General features: G+C 53.2%; 10 protein-coding genes and 4 pseudogenes. 3 read left to right on the top strand and 11 right to left on the bottom strand.

Annotated features, from left to right (window positions below; genetic code table 11):
• Positions 1-59: 59 nt before the first annotated feature.
• The 9 genes and pseudogenes from CS369_RS02285 to CS369_RS02250 form a co-directional block, all read right to left on the bottom strand.
• Positions 60-1,103, bottom strand: coding sequence for a LacI family DNA-binding transcriptional regulator (locus tag CS369_RS02285; RefSeq protein ID WP_196905831.1), 1,044 nt, complete (start codon positions 1,101-1,103; stop codon positions 60-62).
• 105 nt (positions 1,104-1,208) lie between these two features.
• A complete protein-coding gene (locus tag CS369_RS02280; protein WP_244664722.1) occupies positions 1,209-2,720 on the bottom strand; it encodes a tripartite tricarboxylate transporter permease in 1,512 nt (503 codons plus the stop codon).
• Positions 2,721-2,837: 117 nt separating this feature from the next.
• Positions 2,838-3,305 (bottom strand): tripartite tricarboxylate transporter TctB family protein, encoded by a 468-nt coding sequence (locus tag CS369_RS02275; RefSeq protein WP_196905830.1) that lies wholly within the window; start codon positions 3,303-3,305, stop codon positions 2,838-2,840.
• A gap of 49 nt (positions 3,306-3,354) precedes the next feature.
• The gene (locus tag CS369_RS24370) at positions 3,355-3,825 is read right to left on the bottom strand and encodes a tripartite tricarboxylate transporter substrate-binding protein (RefSeq protein ID WP_280514700.1); all 471 of its coding nucleotides are present in this window, start codon (positions 3,823-3,825) and stop codon (positions 3,355-3,357) included.
• Positions 3,815-4,336, bottom strand: coding sequence for a tripartite tricarboxylate transporter substrate-binding protein (locus CS369_RS24365; RefSeq protein ID WP_280514699.1), 522 nt, complete (start codon positions 4,334-4,336; stop codon positions 3,815-3,817). The genes CS369_RS24370 and CS369_RS24365 overlap by 11 nt, the downstream gene beginning before the upstream one ends.
• A 45-nt stretch (positions 4,337-4,381) precedes the next feature.
• Positions 4,382-5,428: pseudogene (locus tag CS369_RS02265) on the bottom strand (exo-alpha-sialidase).
• 9 nt (positions 5,429-5,437) lie between these two features.
• Positions 5,438-6,378 (bottom strand): annotated as a pseudogene (locus CS369_RS02260) (dihydrodipicolinate synthase family protein).
• The gene (locus CS369_RS02255) at positions 6,368-8,005 is read right to left on the bottom strand and encodes a signal transduction protein (protein ID WP_196905829.1); all 1,638 of its coding nucleotides are present in this window, start codon (positions 8,003-8,005) and stop codon (positions 6,368-6,370) included. Before CS369_RS02255 ends, CS369_RS02260 begins: the two are co-directional and overlap by 11 nt.
• Positions 8,006-8,063: 58 nt before the next feature.
• A pseudogene (locus CS369_RS02250) lies at positions 8,064-9,645 on the bottom strand (FGGY-family carbohydrate kinase).
• Positions 9,646-10,195: 550 nt separating this feature from the next.
• On the opposite strand from CS369_RS02250, the gene CS369_RS02245 reads away from it, so the two are divergent.
• A complete protein-coding gene (locus CS369_RS02245; RefSeq protein WP_196905828.1) occupies positions 10,196-10,666 on the top strand; it encodes a hypothetical protein in 471 nt (156 codons plus the stop codon).
• A 497-nt stretch (positions 10,667-11,163) separates the two neighbouring features.
• On the opposite strand, the gene yidA is transcribed toward CS369_RS02245, so the two are convergent.
• Positions 11,164-11,985 carry a sugar-phosphatase gene (yidA, locus tag CS369_RS02240; RefSeq protein ID WP_196905827.1) on the bottom strand — a complete coding sequence of 274 codons (822 nt, stop codon included), beginning with the start codon at positions 11,983-11,985 and terminating at the stop codon, positions 11,164-11,166.
• Positions 11,986-12,336: 351 nt separating this feature from the next.
• Here yidA and CS369_RS02235 point away from each other — a divergent pair.
• Together CS369_RS02235 and CS369_RS02230 are read left to right on the top strand one after the other, a co-directional pair.
• Positions 12,337-14,256: pseudogene (locus CS369_RS02235) on the top strand (methyl-accepting chemotaxis protein).
• 178 nt (positions 14,257-14,434) lie between these two features.
• On the top strand, positions 14,435-15,649 hold the full coding sequence (locus tag CS369_RS02230; protein ID WP_196905826.1) for an MFS transporter: 1,215 nt from the start codon (positions 14,435-14,437) through the stop codon (positions 15,647-15,649).
• A 133-nt stretch (positions 15,650-15,782) separates the two neighbouring features.
• Here the strand turns inward: CS369_RS02230 and CS369_RS22880 are convergent, their stop codons facing one another.
• Positions 15,783-16,109 carry a HipA domain-containing protein gene (locus CS369_RS22880; protein ID WP_280514702.1) on the bottom strand — a complete coding sequence of 109 codons (327 nt, stop codon included), beginning with the start codon at positions 16,107-16,109 and terminating at the stop codon, positions 15,783-15,785.
• Between the last annotated feature and the right edge of the window lie 68 nt (positions 16,110-16,177).

Here is a 16,177-nt window from a genome sequence, read left to right as displayed (position 1 = left end):
ATATCACATGACGATTTTCTTGCATTTTCGCGGTGATTACCGCGATATCAAGCTGATTTTTACGAGGAAAGGTCACCCAATGCCTGACGCCGATGAATTAACGTCATGGGAATAATGGCTCGTGCCAATTGATTTTCTCCGTGCAAGGCACGCTGCATCAACGTAAATGCCTGCTCCGCCCAGGCGTCTTCATCCTGCCGCATTGACCAGAGATTATTAGCAAGAAAGCCCAACATGGTGTGCTCATCGAAGGTGCCAATATTCATGTCGGCGGGAATCGAGCCATAACGTTCACGGAGCGCACTCAAAACCCCTTCCAACACGGGCAAGGATGACGCAATAAAGGCTTTAGGCGCTTCGACATGGCGCGTGAGAAAGGTTTGCATCATGGCGATACCGTCTTCGCGGCGGTTGTGCTCGGCCTGCAAGATCAACTCAGCCGGGGCTTTGATACCGTGACGCAGCAACGCTTGCTGATACCCTTTCAGGCGCTCCTTAATCGCTGGCTGCCGGGTGTCTCCCGCCATAAAATAAAGCGGCTCATCGCTGAGCGTTATCCCCTTGTCGAGGTTGCGTGCCAACATCGCCTGCGCCAGTTGAACGCCGCCCTGCAAGTTATCACTCACCACCAGAGAAACGTCTTCCGTGCCGAAATCACGGTCCAACACCACCAGCGGGCGGTTAACCATTTTCACATGGTGCTGTTGTGTTTGGCGCGAAGAGGGCACAACAAACAAGCCGTCCACGTTGCGTTGTAGCAGCGCGTCTACCAGTTTGTTTTCATACTTTGCATCACTGTAGGTACAGCTGATCATCATTTGATAGCCTGCGGCCCGGCAGCGGATCTCCAGTTTCTCCGCCAGCGTGGAAAAAAACGGGTTGGAAAGGCGGGGAATAATCAGCCCCAACGTGTCGGTTTTATTTAACTTCAGGCTGCGCGCCGTGTAGTTAACGGTATAACCATGCTCCGTCACATAGTGGGTTATCCGCTGCTGCGTCTTGGCGCTGATACGGTATTGCTCGGCTTTACCGTTCAGCACCAGCCGAACGGTGGTGATGGAGATATGTAAATCATTGGCGATCTGCTCGACCGTTTTTGCCATAGTGAGATCCTGAATAACACTCCATCACGAAGGGAGTTTCCCCGACGGGAAACACGGCTCGTAGTATAACATCGCACCGCTACGCGACCAATAATGCGCGAAGGTTTACACCCCTGGCTGATTACTCTGCGCATCCTGCTTTTTTTTCAGCGTTTTTTGACGCCAGTTTTTCCACATCGGTGAAACGATGGGCAGGAACAGGGTTAATACCGCAATCACAATGAACGTGGCACACACCGGGCGCGTAAAGAATATCGACACATCCCCTTGCGACATCATTAATGAACGCCGCAGGTTGGTTTCTGTCAACGGACCAAGGATGATACCAATCACAATAGGCGACATGGAGAAATCAAGCTTGATCAGGATGTAGGCCACCAGCCCGGCCCCCATCATGACGAAAACATCAATCATGCTGTGGTTAACGGTGTAAGCCCCCACGGCGCACAGCAGCAAAATCACTGGCACCAGCAGCTTGAGCGGCACGTCCATCACCTTCACGAACAGCTTCATGCCCATGAAACCCAGCAATCCCATGAAGATATTCGCCATCATCAGGCCAATAAAAATGGTATTGACTTCAACCGGATGCTCAGTGAACAACTGTGGTTCCAGCGCCAACCCTTGCACCAGAAACGCGCCCATGATGATGGCTGTCGCGCCATCGCCGGGAATACCCAGCGTCATCAACGGGACCATACAGCCGCTCGAGACCGCGTTGGCCCCGGCTTCAGGTGCGGATACGCCTTCCGGAGAACCCTTACCAAACTCTTCCGGGTGTTTTGACCAGCGTTTCGCTTCGTTATAGGCAATCCAGGATGAGATATCGCCGCCCACGCCGGGAATGGTGCCGATGCCGGTACCGATCACAGACGAACGCACCCAAGTCGGCAGGCAGCGTTTGAAATCAACCCAGCTCGGTAAAATGCGGGTGATTTTCGCTACCGGTTTCTGCATGATGCCACCTTCACGGAAGTGCTCCTCGGTGCTGAGCAACCCCTGGGAAAAAGCAAACAAGCCAACCAGTACTGGGATAAATGAGATACCACCCATCAGGTAGATGGAGTCAAAGGTAAAGCGCATGCCGCTGGTCATTGGGTCCAGCCCTATCGTGGCGATCGCCAGCCCGATACCGCCGCCGATTAACCCTTTGATTATGTACTGTGATGAGACGCTGGTAATGATACTGATACCGAAAATTGCCAGCGCAAAGTATTCCGGCGCAGAGAATCCGGTCGCGACGGTCGCCAGCATCGGCGCTATCACAATCAACGCAATGGTACTGAATATGCCGCCGAACAGCGATCCCATCGTGGACAGCCCTAACGCGCGCCCGGCCTCGCCGCGCTTGGCCATTGGATAGCCATCCAGCACGGTAGCGGCAGAGGCGGACGTACCCGGCGTACTGATCAGTATCGCGGTGATAGAGCCGCCATAAACGGCACCGGAATACACCCCTAGCAGAAGAAGAATCCCGCTAACACCCTGGAAGAAATAGGTCAGCGGTAATAACAATGCGATACCCATATTGACCGTCAGGCCGGGGATAATTCCGATCAGGATGCCCGCAAGCGCCCCGAGAAAAATCACGGCAATCGTGTCAAAGCTGAATACCACGGAAAACGCGGCAAGGACTTCGTTTATGATACTGCCCTTCTTTATATTCGCTATGTTCGCTACAGGTTTGCTACACGCCAGCGCCTACGTAGAGAATCTGGCTGAAAAGACCTGACGCTAGAAGCCCAAATCACTGAACTCTGCCGTTGGCAGCGGCGAGTTGAACAGATAGGTGAAAAACAGGTAGACCGCAGTGACAATAAGCAGCGTGGAGAGCGCAACAAACCAGACACGCTTTTCTTTCATCAGCACCATGGTGCAGGGAATAAAAATCACCGCCGAAATAATGAATCCCGCCCAGGCCATCACGATGCCATAACCCACAGCCAGCGCGCCGATCAGGTAGGCCTTGCGCACATTTACCGACGAGAAATCGATGCTTCTGTCCGCCATCAGACGGTTTTTCAGCACCAAGCTCCATTGCAGCACACCGAGCAGAATAAACAGGCACGCCAGCCCAAAGGGCCAATAACGCTCGCCCGGAAGGCCATATTCATCAAACATCGACATTTCACGGGACAGGAACAATATCAGCAGGCCAAACCCAAAAGAGAACAGGCCGACTAACACATCATATTTGCGCATAGCAATTCTCCCGCTTGTCGGCACCGGGCCGACAAGCGTATCGACAGCGTTATTTCTTCAGCGTATCGGCAATAAGCTGTTTGTAGAGCTCATCATCTTCACGCATCATGTTGTAAGCGTCCTGTCCGACAATAGTCACTGGCATGATGCCCTGTTTTCTCACCGCATCCTGATAGGCGGGGGTATTGACCACTTCGGTAAAGGCTTTAACCAGTTGTTCGGCCACTTCCGGCGGTACTTTCGCCGTCGTCGCCAGCACTGCCCAGGCGCGCATCTTGACGTTCACATCCAGCCCTAACGCTTCTTTGATGGTCGGTACGTCAGGCAACAGTTCAAAGCGTTTCTCATCCATCACCGCCAGCACTTTAAGAATGCCTGCGTCAACCTGCGACTTCACGGCGCCCGGCGTGGTTAACACGGCATCAATGTGCCCACCAATCAGTGCGGCAATCGACGGCCCGGTGCCTTCGTTATAAGGAATGTGATTGAATTTAGTGCCAGTAGTTTTCTCAATGTTCACCGCGGCGAGGTGGTAAATCGCCCCCCATGCCGGAGTTACCCACCTTGAGCTTGCCCGGCTGCTGTTTGGCGGAATCGATAAACGCTTGCAGCGTGTCAAAGCCCGCATCGGCACGCACCACGATAGTCACCGGGTCGGCGATGGTAGTGACCAGCGGGGTGAAATCTTTGTAGGTGACCGGTGATTTGTTCTGATGCGGGAACATCGCCAGTTCCACCGTGGTCATCACCAGCTTGTAACCGTCCAGTTTCGCTCTGGCGACTTCAATCAGCCCGGTGATACCGTTGCCTGCCGGTTTGTTTACCGGTACAAAAATCACACCTTTCGGTAAATGATCCTTGGAAAATTCGATCAGGGTTCGGGCAGAGGTGTCAGTACCACCGCCGGGGTTTTTGGGAATAACCACTTCGATGTTTTTCTTGGCATAGCTGATCGTCGAGGGTTCCGCGAACGCCTGGTTCGCGCAGAACGGCATCACTGACGCCAAAAGCAGGAGCAAGGTCTTCTTCATTGTATTCTCCGTTCTTATTGGTAGGGTCGGATAAAAAGGGATAACTTACTGCATAATGTTGATTTTCTGATAAATGATGTTGGTTCGATTCCAGGTATATGTGATGTGAAGCGCATTTTCTTGGCAAACGATCGCCGGATAAGAAAATTCGCCGTTATCCGTTTCCAGCGCGCCCGCCATTTCCCACTGCTCAGCGTTATTGTGGGAAACCGCCACTGACAGCGGATAACGCTGGTTCCAGTTTCCGGTTATCGGGTTAAACACCAGCACTAGGCTTCCGTCCGGTGTGCGTACCACATCTATCCCGCTGTTATTGTTTGGTAACGTGGTGGCGTAGGCGGAACACCAATGCCTGCCGTAGTCTTGTGAATCACTGCGGTAAACCTGTCCTCGGGTACTGCGCATCAGCACATGCACGTGGCCCGGTGACGACTCCCACGCTGTCGGTTGAATTACGCCGTTCTACTGAAACACGCGGTTCAGGTCATTCTCCCACAGCGCGTTCTGCTGCAATCCCTGCCAAAGCTGCTGTTCTTCGCTCGCGGCCGGAGCCTGATGTTGTAAAGGAATTGCTGCTTTATGCCACGATAAGCCGCGATCGGCGCTGATATCGACAAAAGCATCCCAATAACGCTCATCTTCCACCGAGCCCGGCGCCAGCCACTCACCGTTCGACATCACCAGCAGCTTATTCTTCACCGGACCGCGCGGTAACGCATCGTTTTCCACTAACGCCACCTGCGTGGACCAGCTCACGCCGCCATCGTCAGACACAGCAACCCGAGTCAACCAATGGTGCACATCCGGGCCCACCTTATAAAACAGCCAGAGCTGCCCGGCTTGCCAGTGCAGCACCGGATTCCAGTGGGCCAGCCCCGGTTCAGCAATCGCCCGCTGCGGCGGTAACCACGTGCCCTGCTCACGGCGTGACAGCCAGATGGCGGTGTCGCCAGCGCCCTCTTTGGTGCCCGCAAAGTAGGCCACTACCACTGTCTCCTGCAGCAACAGGGCCAGGGTAGAAGCATGGCAATTGGAGAAATCGCGTTGATCCGCAGGCAACAGCGCTTCTCTCGTCAGTGTGGTCAGCATCAGCATCTCCTTTTATGGCTTCGTCACGCGCTGGCCCAGCGATTCTCCCTGGCGCATCATACTATCAATGGCGGCTGGGAAGAAGGTGGAGGCATACCCCGCACTGTTACGCACTCGGCAAGCATGGGGCGCAAAATTCCCCACCTGCTGCTGGAAATATTTGGCACAGGCCGGGTAATCAAGGTGTTCCGCCAACGCCGCCGTCGCCAGATAATCCGCCAGTGCCTGCGCCAGTTTTCATACAGCCAGACATAAAGTTGCGGATGGAAATTCGCCATCACGCCGCTGTAAGCCTGACAGCCTGCCTGGAACGAGGCCAACAGTGTCTGGCTATTGGCGTTCGCCAGGTGCAGGCGGCAGCCATCTGCCAGCGCCAGACGGCGACGGATGGTGGGTAAATCACAGCAGGTATCCTTGATAAAGGTGTAACGCTGACTCTGCACACACCAGGCAACCGTTTCATCTGACAGCAAGCGTTTATAAGGATACGGGCATTCATAAATCCCCAGATCCACTGACGTGGGTAACTGCGAGGTCAGGGTTTGCAGCGCCTGCAATGCCTGCTCGTCGGATTCCCCCTGCAACGCCAGACGGTTACTGATGAGAATCAGGCCATCCACGCCGCTCTGGGCTACGCCGTTAAGTTGATCAACCTGCTGTGCCACGCTGTTGGCCGTATGGCCAGAGGCCACCACCGGCACACGCCCATCCACTTGTTGCACAATAAAGCGCTCCAGCTGCTGTGTTTCACGATCGCTCAGGAAAAACATCTCACTGGATTGGCAAGCGGCGAACAGACCGTGAACCCCCGCCGCGAGATACCATTCGATCAGGCGAGCCAGTGAGTCGTAATCAATTTCCCGCTTCTCATCAAACGGCGTCAGCATTACGGGCCAAATGCCGAGCATACTCTCGCCTGACAACCTGTTATTTTGACAGAAACTACCAGCCATGCCCGGCGGTGTAAACCTTGATATTCTGCGTCAGCGCCTGGGCAACAAAGGCTTGCAGCACTTCCGGCAGCAACACCTCGTCAACATAGGCGATGGTCAGGTGGTTACTCTGGTGCCCAGCCATCAGGTCATTGCGGCTCACGCCATCCAACACGGCATTAAGCAGCGGCCACTCATAGTTGGTCGCGCGGCGACGGCGTTCGAACGCCCCTTCGGGCAGTTCAACAACGGTGCCGGTGCCAATATGCATCACCACCTGGGTGCCCTCATAGTGCGCGGGCGCCCAGATAAAACGCCCTGCTTTACCCTGTCCGGCAATGGTCGAACCGCCGTAAGGGAAGAACATGGCAGGTTGACGATACCCGGTAGCCCCTGCAATACCGCCCTTGAGCTGAGCAAACGGCACAGCACCGGAGATTTCCAAATCCCAGTAGAAGGTGCCCTGATAGTCGCTTCCCCAGCGAATATCATGCAACGTGGTTTCTGCCGGTAGTCCCAAACCTTCGAGCAGTTGCCCCAACATCACCAGCGGAATGGCACTGCCCATATCCACTTCGTTCATACAAGGAATAGCGCGATCGGGCCAAATGGTGTCACCGTTCTCACCAGGGATAGGGAAACGCTCCTGATTGCCGATTGCGCCTTCCGCGAAATCAGAGGCCGCGCAGCTGTCTTTCAGACCCTGTTGATACTGCACGCCGACGGCTGAAAGCCCAAAGCGTTTCACAAAACGTGCCATCGCGATCATCATGGCGCATTGCTCAAGCACCTGCTCACGCGTCAGTTCACGGCGACCGTCTTCGCCAAACTGGAACTGCATGCCACGCGCTTCATACCATGCCAGACATTCTTCACGCAGCGCGGGCGGGACTTTTGCCATCTCCACCAACAGCGCCGACTGCGATAGCGATTCCACCGGAATGCCGATATCCACCATCGCTTTAAGCGGGAATACCCCATTGATCATCCCCATGCAGAAGATATCAAACAGCCCGACAATCGCCTTGTGACGTAAAATATGCTCACCCACCTGGCGACCGATTTGTCCCGCTTCTCTGGCAACCACCGGATGGGTCGGCGCAACCGGAGGCAGATAGCCGGTTTTGTGGCTGACCGCACCATCGCGCAGCCAGGTTTCCAGACCTTGATGGAAGAACGCGTCATCAAAGGTTTCTGACCACAGGCGTGAGAACGGGCGCTCCAGACTGGTAAGGCATCCCGCCATGCACAGCATCCCCACCAGCCCTGGCCAGGTGCCATCAAAGTTTGCCAGCAGCAAAATCGGGCCACGGTGGTGCACCAGCGATGGCGCGATGTGGTGGGAATACTGCCATGCCGTCAGTAGCACAATCACCGGTGCGTCCGGATCAATCGCGGCGAACAGATCGCTCCCCTCTTTCTGGCTGCTGATAAAGCCGTGACCGCGCTCATTATTCACCGCGTGCGCACGCTTCATCTGATAACCCAGTTTTTCCAACGTCACCCCCAAACGCGCTTCATAGTCACGCTGTGTCGGCCAGCAGGTCACATTAGCGGGCTCGCGCAGGTCGGCGTTGGTCACCAACAGCACCTCATTTTCCTGTGCGCTAAGGGTGGCCGGGGAAGGGGGGAGATGTAATTTCAACATGTTCTGCTCCTGATTCAAATAAACGCTCTCGAGGCTGCCGCCGCGCGGCAGCGCCCGCTTAATCCTGCATCAGTCGTTGTGCGCGCTTCACATCGTCATACATCTGGAGATAGACGCCATATTTAGCCGCATGGAACGCACCGTACTGCGGGTCTGTGACAATGGTCGCGCCAGCGCGCACCAGCGCCGCCGCCGCTTCCGGTAGTGTCGGGTAACATTCCGCCGCCACCGCCCCCAGCAACGCCGCACCGAGCGTGACCACATCTTCTTCGCTCGCCAGATGAATATCGCAACCGGTGATATTGGCGTATTCCCGCAGCCAGAGCGGATTCTTGGTGGCCCCGCCGCACATCACCACACGGGTAATCTGATGCCCGGCCTGATTCATGCTGTCGATGATATGGCGCGTACCGTAGGCAATGCCTTGCAAGGTGGCGAGATAGAGCCGCGCCAGCGCATCCGGCCCTTGTTCCAGCGTCAACCCGTAGACCGCGCCGCGCGCGTGTGGGTTGGCGCGCGGTGAACGATTACTATGATGGTCAGCCAGCACATGCAAGTGTCGGGTCGGGAAGGGCTCACTCTGCTCAAGATCATCAACCCATTGATTAAAAAGGGTATAAATGCTGATGCCCTGCTGTTCCGCTTGCTGCTGCGCGTCGATCCAGCCCGCATGTTGACGCAGCGTCCACTCCACCAACGCACCGGCGGCGCTTTGCCCGCCTTCGCTCAGCCAGCCGTTGGGCAACATCGCACCCCAGTAGGGTCCCCAGACGCCGGGCACCATCACCGGTTCACGATTCATCAACATGTGGCAGTTGGACGTGCCGCTGATCAGCGCCAGACTGCCCTCGGGCTGGCTGCCCACCAGCGCCAACCCGCCCGCATGGGCGTCAATCATGCCGCTTGCGATAGCAACATCGGTGCTCAAGCCACACGCCAGAGCCACATCAGGCTGCAACTGCCCGGCTTTAAAGCCCAGATCCAAAATGGTGGCGGGGATTTTCTCCGGCAAATCATCAAGACCTACCGCCTGTAACAACGGCTGGCTGAAACGCTGCTCGTGCGCCAGGTAGTTCCATTTGCAGGTCAGGGTACATACGCTGGCAACATCGGCCCCGGTGGCGCGCCATACCAGATAGTCAGCCAGATCGAACAGCCGCCAGGCCTGGCGATAACGCTCGGGGAAATGGCGCTTCAGCCACAGCACTTTTGGCAGTTCCATCTCGATACTGACTTCACCGCCAACATAGCGCAGTGCGTCATCGCCGGTCGCATTGATGTCAGCGGTTTCTTGTGCGGCGCGGTGATCCATCCACATGATGATGTCGCGCGCGGCTTCCACGTCTTCGGCAACGGAAATACTCTCTCCCTGCGCCCACCACCACCAGCGAGCAGGTGGCATCAAAGCCAATCGAACGCACGCGTTGCGGCGCAACACCGGACAGCGCTACCGCTTCTTTGATAACCGCGCAGACGTTCTGTCAGATCTCAGCAGAAGATTGTTCAACCACATTGGCGCGAGGATGGAACTGGCTGATGGGGTGGACGGCAAACGCTAACCGCTGGCCGTGACTGTCGAAGACACCGGCCCTGACGCTGGCAGATCCGACATCCACGCCGATAAAGCACGCGGAGCTCACTGAAGAGGGGTTAACTCCTTTTTTGATAACGATTTTTTCTCTGAAATCTGCGTTATTCATTGCGTTAACCTCATTGCTAACTCGAGTTAGTAATCTATTTCAAGGTAAACGCAGACTCAACGGGTTTCTCCCTGATTTGTGAGATTGATCGAGGTACAAAAAATAACCGATTGAAAGTAATCAGGTTAATTTTGGCATCTGCTAACAATTAGATAACAAAATCCGGCCTGTTTTTTATAAGGTAGGCTCTCGCCTCTGTGCGATAGAATACAAAATAAGCGCTCGAGTGATTTGAAATATAAAATAATGACATTTTATAAACAGAGCTTAGGGGGTATGTGTTTTTTTGAATGCTCCTCCTCACGCTTTTAGTAGACTACTCTCTTTACCTAAAAGCCTGTATTATGAATATAAATACAAATTATTTAGTCAGAGGGTTTTCTGCTGTTTACTCACAATTAGAGGTAAGCCCAAAAAATACGCTATTACTTTTAAAGAAATTATTAATTGCAAATAATACTGGAGAAAACAAAACAAAGAATTAAATACAGTGAATATTTCAAGAAAAAATCTACCCAGCATGCTGGTAGAAAATCATTCATCGAGAGTAACCGCACAAGATAGGTTTACAAACAAGACGTTGAAAATAAATCGTTATCACCCACCGTTATCTGAGCCTCACCATGATCTCTCCCAACTTCTGACACAATCGCTACGCGAATTTCAATTATCACAGACAGAGGCCTACAATAAATGGGTAGTTACTCCAGCAATACCAAAATCGGGTAGCAAAATATCACCTCCCCTGTTACGACCTGCGCCGCTGCCGCCAACACCAGTACAAAAACGGCCAACGACAACACATCAGCCCGTATCTCTTATGAGTGAACTCAACGCTGTTTTAGCAAAACGGAATGCAGCAAACACCAACGGGCTCCAAAGTAAGCATCCCCTCACCTTTACCCCGCAGCAGATAAAAGACACACTTGTTTATGTAAAAGAGTTTAACAAAATATTCTGATAAAATAGTTAATTATCCATCAAAAAACCATATTCAGACCTGTCATGTACAGGTCTGAACCCTCTTGTACATCAATACAACAAAACAAGATAAACAGATATAAATCAGAAAACCAAACAAATAAAAAACCTGACAAAAACAATAGAAACAGTACAAAAAATCACAAAACAATATAAAACAAAACCAAAAAAACCATAACAAATAAAATCAATATAAAAAACCAACAAATACAACACAATGATTTAAAACAATAAAATTAAAAAAACAATATAAATAACATTCAAATTTATTGAATGATTTCCTCAATAACATCCGTTTTTTAATTTTTTAGCATGGGCGTAACATTCCCTTCATCGAAAGACATGCTCTTTCAACAACACCACCGGTAGCGATCTGCTGCGCGGCACGGCGATTATCTACAAATAATTACCCGCTGTAGCCAAAAAAACGGCGCTTCTCCGTGAGGAAAAGCGCCGTTTTTTTATAATCAGAACAACTCAATGCGATGTTTTCAGGACAAATTTTTCAATCGCGTAGGCAACGCCGTCTTCCGTATTGGGACGGGTGACAAACTGGCTGATCCCTTTGACCTCATCAATGGCGTTCCCCATGGCGACCCCAGTGCCCGCATAGCTAATCATGGCTAGATCGTTTTCATGATCGCCAATCGCCATCACGTTTTCCGCGGTCAGTCCAAGATATTTCGCCAGCAAACGCACACCCTCGCCTTTGTTAACCCGCTTATCCATAATTTCTAAATAGTAGGGCGCGCTCTTGATAATGGTGTAGCGCGCTCGTGCTTCGTCAGGAATGTGGCGAATCGCGTTATCCAGAAGCTCTGGCTCATCAATCATCATCACTTTCGGGAAGGTCAGGGTGCTGTCCATCTGCTCAACGGCCCGGTATTTCAACGGCATGCCTGTCAGATGAGATTCATAAACGGTATAGCGACTGATGTCTTTATTGGCGGTATAGACGGTGTTGAAGTCCAACGCGTGCAGGTGCACATTCAAGGTGCGGGAAAGCGCTTCACAGTAGAGATAATCGTCAAAGCTCATCGGCGTTTGCGCCACACATTCTCCGGTATCGGTACGCTGAACCAACGCGCCATTGTTGGTAATGCAATAGCCGCCGGTTTTATCCAGCCCGAGTATCTCCAGATAGCGTTTTACGCCAATAAAGGGCCGCCCGGTCGCCAGCACCACGTGCACTCCCTGATTCCGCGCCGCCGCAATCGCCGCGCTTACTACGGGAGAAATCTGATGTTGCGGGTTAAGCAATGTGCCATCCATATCAATTGCAATCAGCTTTATCGTCATGCTTCATCCTACCGTAATGGTTTTTTTGCATGCTAACGCGAGTTATCGCCGTGAGCCAGTGAAGGATAAAGATTTACGGAGTTCTGCCGATGATCATGCTGTGATCCTTATCACACAAAACAGACTTTTTCATGAAGGGATACAGCGCAAAAATGAAAACTAACTTATTGATTTTTGAACACTAAGTTAGATTTTTGACACAATGTCTATCCCTGGGAGGATAACCACCATGTCTAAATCCCTACAGCCTTATGCACCACCAGCGCCCTCTACACCGATTTCACACACCGCGCTTCATGCTCAAACATCGCACACCCCTTTTGAAAATAAAAAAAAACGTTCTCGACGCAGATGCTCATGCTATTGGCAGGCATCGTAACTATCGGCCTTGGCTTTGCCATCACCATCGGTTTATTGATTTGGCAGTCCACACAGCAACAGAAAAACGATGCGCAGCAGTATCTGACCCAAACCGCTTACACCAATAGCTATCTGGTGCAGCGCAAACTGGATCTGGCGTTAACGGTGGCGCGCAATCTGGGGCAAAACGTACTCAGCCTGCGTAATAGCGGCCACGCCGATCGCGGCATGGCGGACACCCTGCTGAAAAATGCGCTGCAAAATAACCCGGATTTCCTGTCGATGTCGCTGGCGTGGGAGCCTAACGCCTATGATGGCAACGATGCGCAGTTTGCCGGACAACCCGAGAACGATCCGAACGGCTGCTATGTACGCTACGTCGACCGTGACACGGCGGGTAACGTGGTGCTTCACAATCTGACGGATTATGAAACTCCCGGCAGCGGCGACTACTATCTGCTGCCGCGCAAGATGAAACAGGAAGTGATTCTTGAGCCTTACCGCTACCCCTACTATAACGGCGTAGAGGTGTTGCTCACCTCCATTGCGGTGCCCATCGTGGTTGACGGCACCTTTCTTGGCTCGGTAACGGCAGATTTTTCACTGGATACGCTTCAACAACTCATCAATGCCATCAAACCCTATAAAGGCACGGACTACGCTGAACTGTTATCGCAGTCCGGCGCCTATATCGCCAACCCCGACCAGGCGCAGGTGACCAAACCCGCTGCTCACGCTGACAGTTTGCTAAAAGCGGTGTCTCAAGGAGTATCGATACGCACCAGCGCTGAAAAACCGGTACTGAAAACTGCATCTTACGACCTCACCATTCCGGTGACCATTGGTAACACCGGTACGCCGTGGATATAGGGCCTGTCTGCTCCCATTGATGTCGTGCTTGCTGAAACGGAGCATCAGCGCAATATCGCGTTACTGCTGATGGTCATCAGCATTATCGTGGTCTCTGCCGTACTGGGCGTCATCTTTACGCGCAAGGTGTTGCGCCCCATCGGTGGCGAACCGGCAGAAGTGGCACGCATCGCGTTGTCCGTTGCCAATGGGCAGCTCACCAACGCCATCCAGGTGTAGCCCAAAGATACCAGCAGCCTGTTCTATGCGATTCATACTATGCAAAATCAGTTGCGCGATATCGCTCAGCAATTGCTGACCACCAGCGAATCGGTAAGCCTCGCCGCCACAGAAATCGCCGCAGGCAATATCGATCTGGCCTCACGCACCGAACAACAGGCGGCCGCATTACAACAAACGGCCGCCAGCATGGAGCAGATCACCACAACGGTAAAACTGAATGCCGACAATGCGCATAGCGCCACCGAGCTGACGCAAAACGCGACTGACATCGCTCAGCAGGGGAATACCATCGTCGAGCAAGTCGTCAGAATTATGGGTGATATTGACGACAGTTCACGTAAAATCGCCGACATTACCAGTATTATTAATGGCATTGCCTTTCAGACCAACATTTTGGCACTGAACGCAGCGGTGGAAGCCGCCCGCGCAGGCGAGCAGGGGCGCGGCTTTGCCGTGGTCGTCAGTGAAGTGCGCAATCTGGCACAGCGCAGCGCCGCGGCGGTGAAAGACATCACGACACTGATCGGAGAATCCTCTTCGCGCGTTAAAAACGGCGTCGAACTGGTACAAAATGCCGGTCACATCATGGAAAAGATGCTGGATGCCATCGCGTCGGTTAAAACCATCATAGATGACATTGTTGCTGCATCCGATGAACAATCACGCGGTATCAGCCAGGTAACGCAAGCCGTATATGAAATGGATGGCGTCACGCAACAAAACGCTGCGCTGGTGCAGGAAGCCACCGCTGCCGCCGCCTCGCTGGATGAACAGGCGCGCCAACTGGCGCTCACGGTCAAAGTGTTTCGTTTATCCTGATCTGACACAGGCAGGCCGAGATCCCTCGGTCTGCCTGAGGTCAAAAACTACACGAGAGAAAGTGCGACAAACGCAAACAATATGTTACGCTTGTCATAATTTCGCCCTCTGGACGTGATCTCGCCGCTTTCCACTCAGCAGCGCCACTCAACGCCCGCATTGATGTCGTAACGCAAACATGAAAACGATGAAACTTCCTCTGCTCGCCCAGATCTTCTGTGCGCATTTGGTCAGCCATTTTCACATTATGGTGCTGCCGGTGCTGATCCCGTTGCTGTCTGCCCAACGCGGCATCAGCTTCGTTGAACTTGGGCTTGCGATCAGCGTCTTCAACATCGTCTCCGCCTGCGTGCAAACGCCCATCGGTTTTGCCGTTGACCGTATCGGTGCGCGACGCACGCTGGTTGCCGGACTGACACTCGGTAGCCTGAGCTTTATGTCGTTTGGGCTGACGCCGCACTACCTCTGGCTGCTGATCGCGATGGGGTTTGCCGGTGTGGCTAACGCAGTGTATCACCCGTCAGATTACGCCTTGCTCTCGCGCGGCATTGATGACAAACGCATGGGGCGCGCGTTCTCGATCCACACCTTCTCCGGCTTTTTAGGCAACGCCATTACGCCGGGGGTTTTACTCGCGGTAGCAGCATGGCTCGGCATCAATGCCGCCTTCATTGTGTCTGGCGTGGTGGGATTACTGGTTGTCGTGATGCTGCTGATGCATAAAGACGAGCCAGCGCGGCTTAAATCAGCAGCCCCTAAAAGCGGCGCCGCCCCGGTACAAACCAGCGCCAAAGCACTGTTTTCGCTGCCTATCCTGGCGCTGCTGGGTCTCTTTTTGATGCTGAACCTGAGCACTAACTCGATCCAGAACTTCTCGGTTACCGCATTGGTTACTGGCTACGATCTGCCCTTATCCGATGCCAATGCGGTGCTGACCGCATTTTTGTTTGCCAGCGCTTTTGGCGTGCTGGCGGGCGGTGCTCTGGCCGATAAAACCGAGCGCCACGGTCTGGTTGCCACTGGCGCATTAGCCGTCACCGCCGTACTGGTAGCGATTGTCGCTATCTATCCGTTGCCAGCGATGGTGCTGGTGCCACTGCTGGCGGCAGAGGGATTCCTCTCCGGCATGATTGCACCCTCGCGGGATATGCTGGTGCGGGCTGCATCACCGAAAGGCGCGGAAGGACGGGTGTTCGGTATCGTGTCCACTGGGTTCAATATCGGCGGGGCTGCAGGTCCAGTGCTGTTCGGCTGGTTATTGGATAATGGTCATCCCCATGCCATTTTCTGGTCTGCGGTCATTTTCATGCTGATCACCGCCGCTATCACGCTGGCGCAGGAAATGCGTGCCAGCAAGCGTCGCGCCGCCGCCGCGGTTTTTTGTGCACGATAGCTAAACCCTAAATAAACTCGGCTTTCATCACCTGGAGTCGTGCCAGACGATGGCGATAGCACTGAAGTGTGGCCTCAATGGCATCGGCGGGCATAAACGAGTCTCGATAGGTTGACTCAACAAGTTCGGCCTCTTAGGATAAATCCTTCAGAAGTTTTTTTGTGAGCGAGTTACTCAGCCCTATACGTTGAGCAAACGCTAAAAAATCCATCCCCAGATACTCGCCATGCTCTGTTTTAAAACCTGGAGCGAGTTCGTTATCACCTTCTTCACTGGCCAATAAGGGCAATGCCAAATAGCAGCTGGAAAAATAGGCCTGATACGGAGCCACGGAGACAAAATCATAGACAGGGGCCAGTTCAGGTACACCTGTCGTCGGATGGATCAGGCCGAAATTACGCAAGTGCATGTCGTTGTTGCCGAGAAGATAGGCATAGGCTATACGACGAAAGAGGTCTATTTTAAACTTAATGTTATCGTTAACATGCTGAATCAGAAACAGGGCGACTTATTCGTAGCTAACGTATT

It is taken from the genome of Candidatus Symbiopectobacterium sp. 'North America' (assembly GCF_015762685.1).
GTDB lineage: Bacteria > Pseudomonadota > Gammaproteobacteria > Enterobacterales > Enterobacteriaceae > Symbiopectobacterium.
This window is presented reverse-complemented; position numbering and strand designations above follow the sequence as displayed.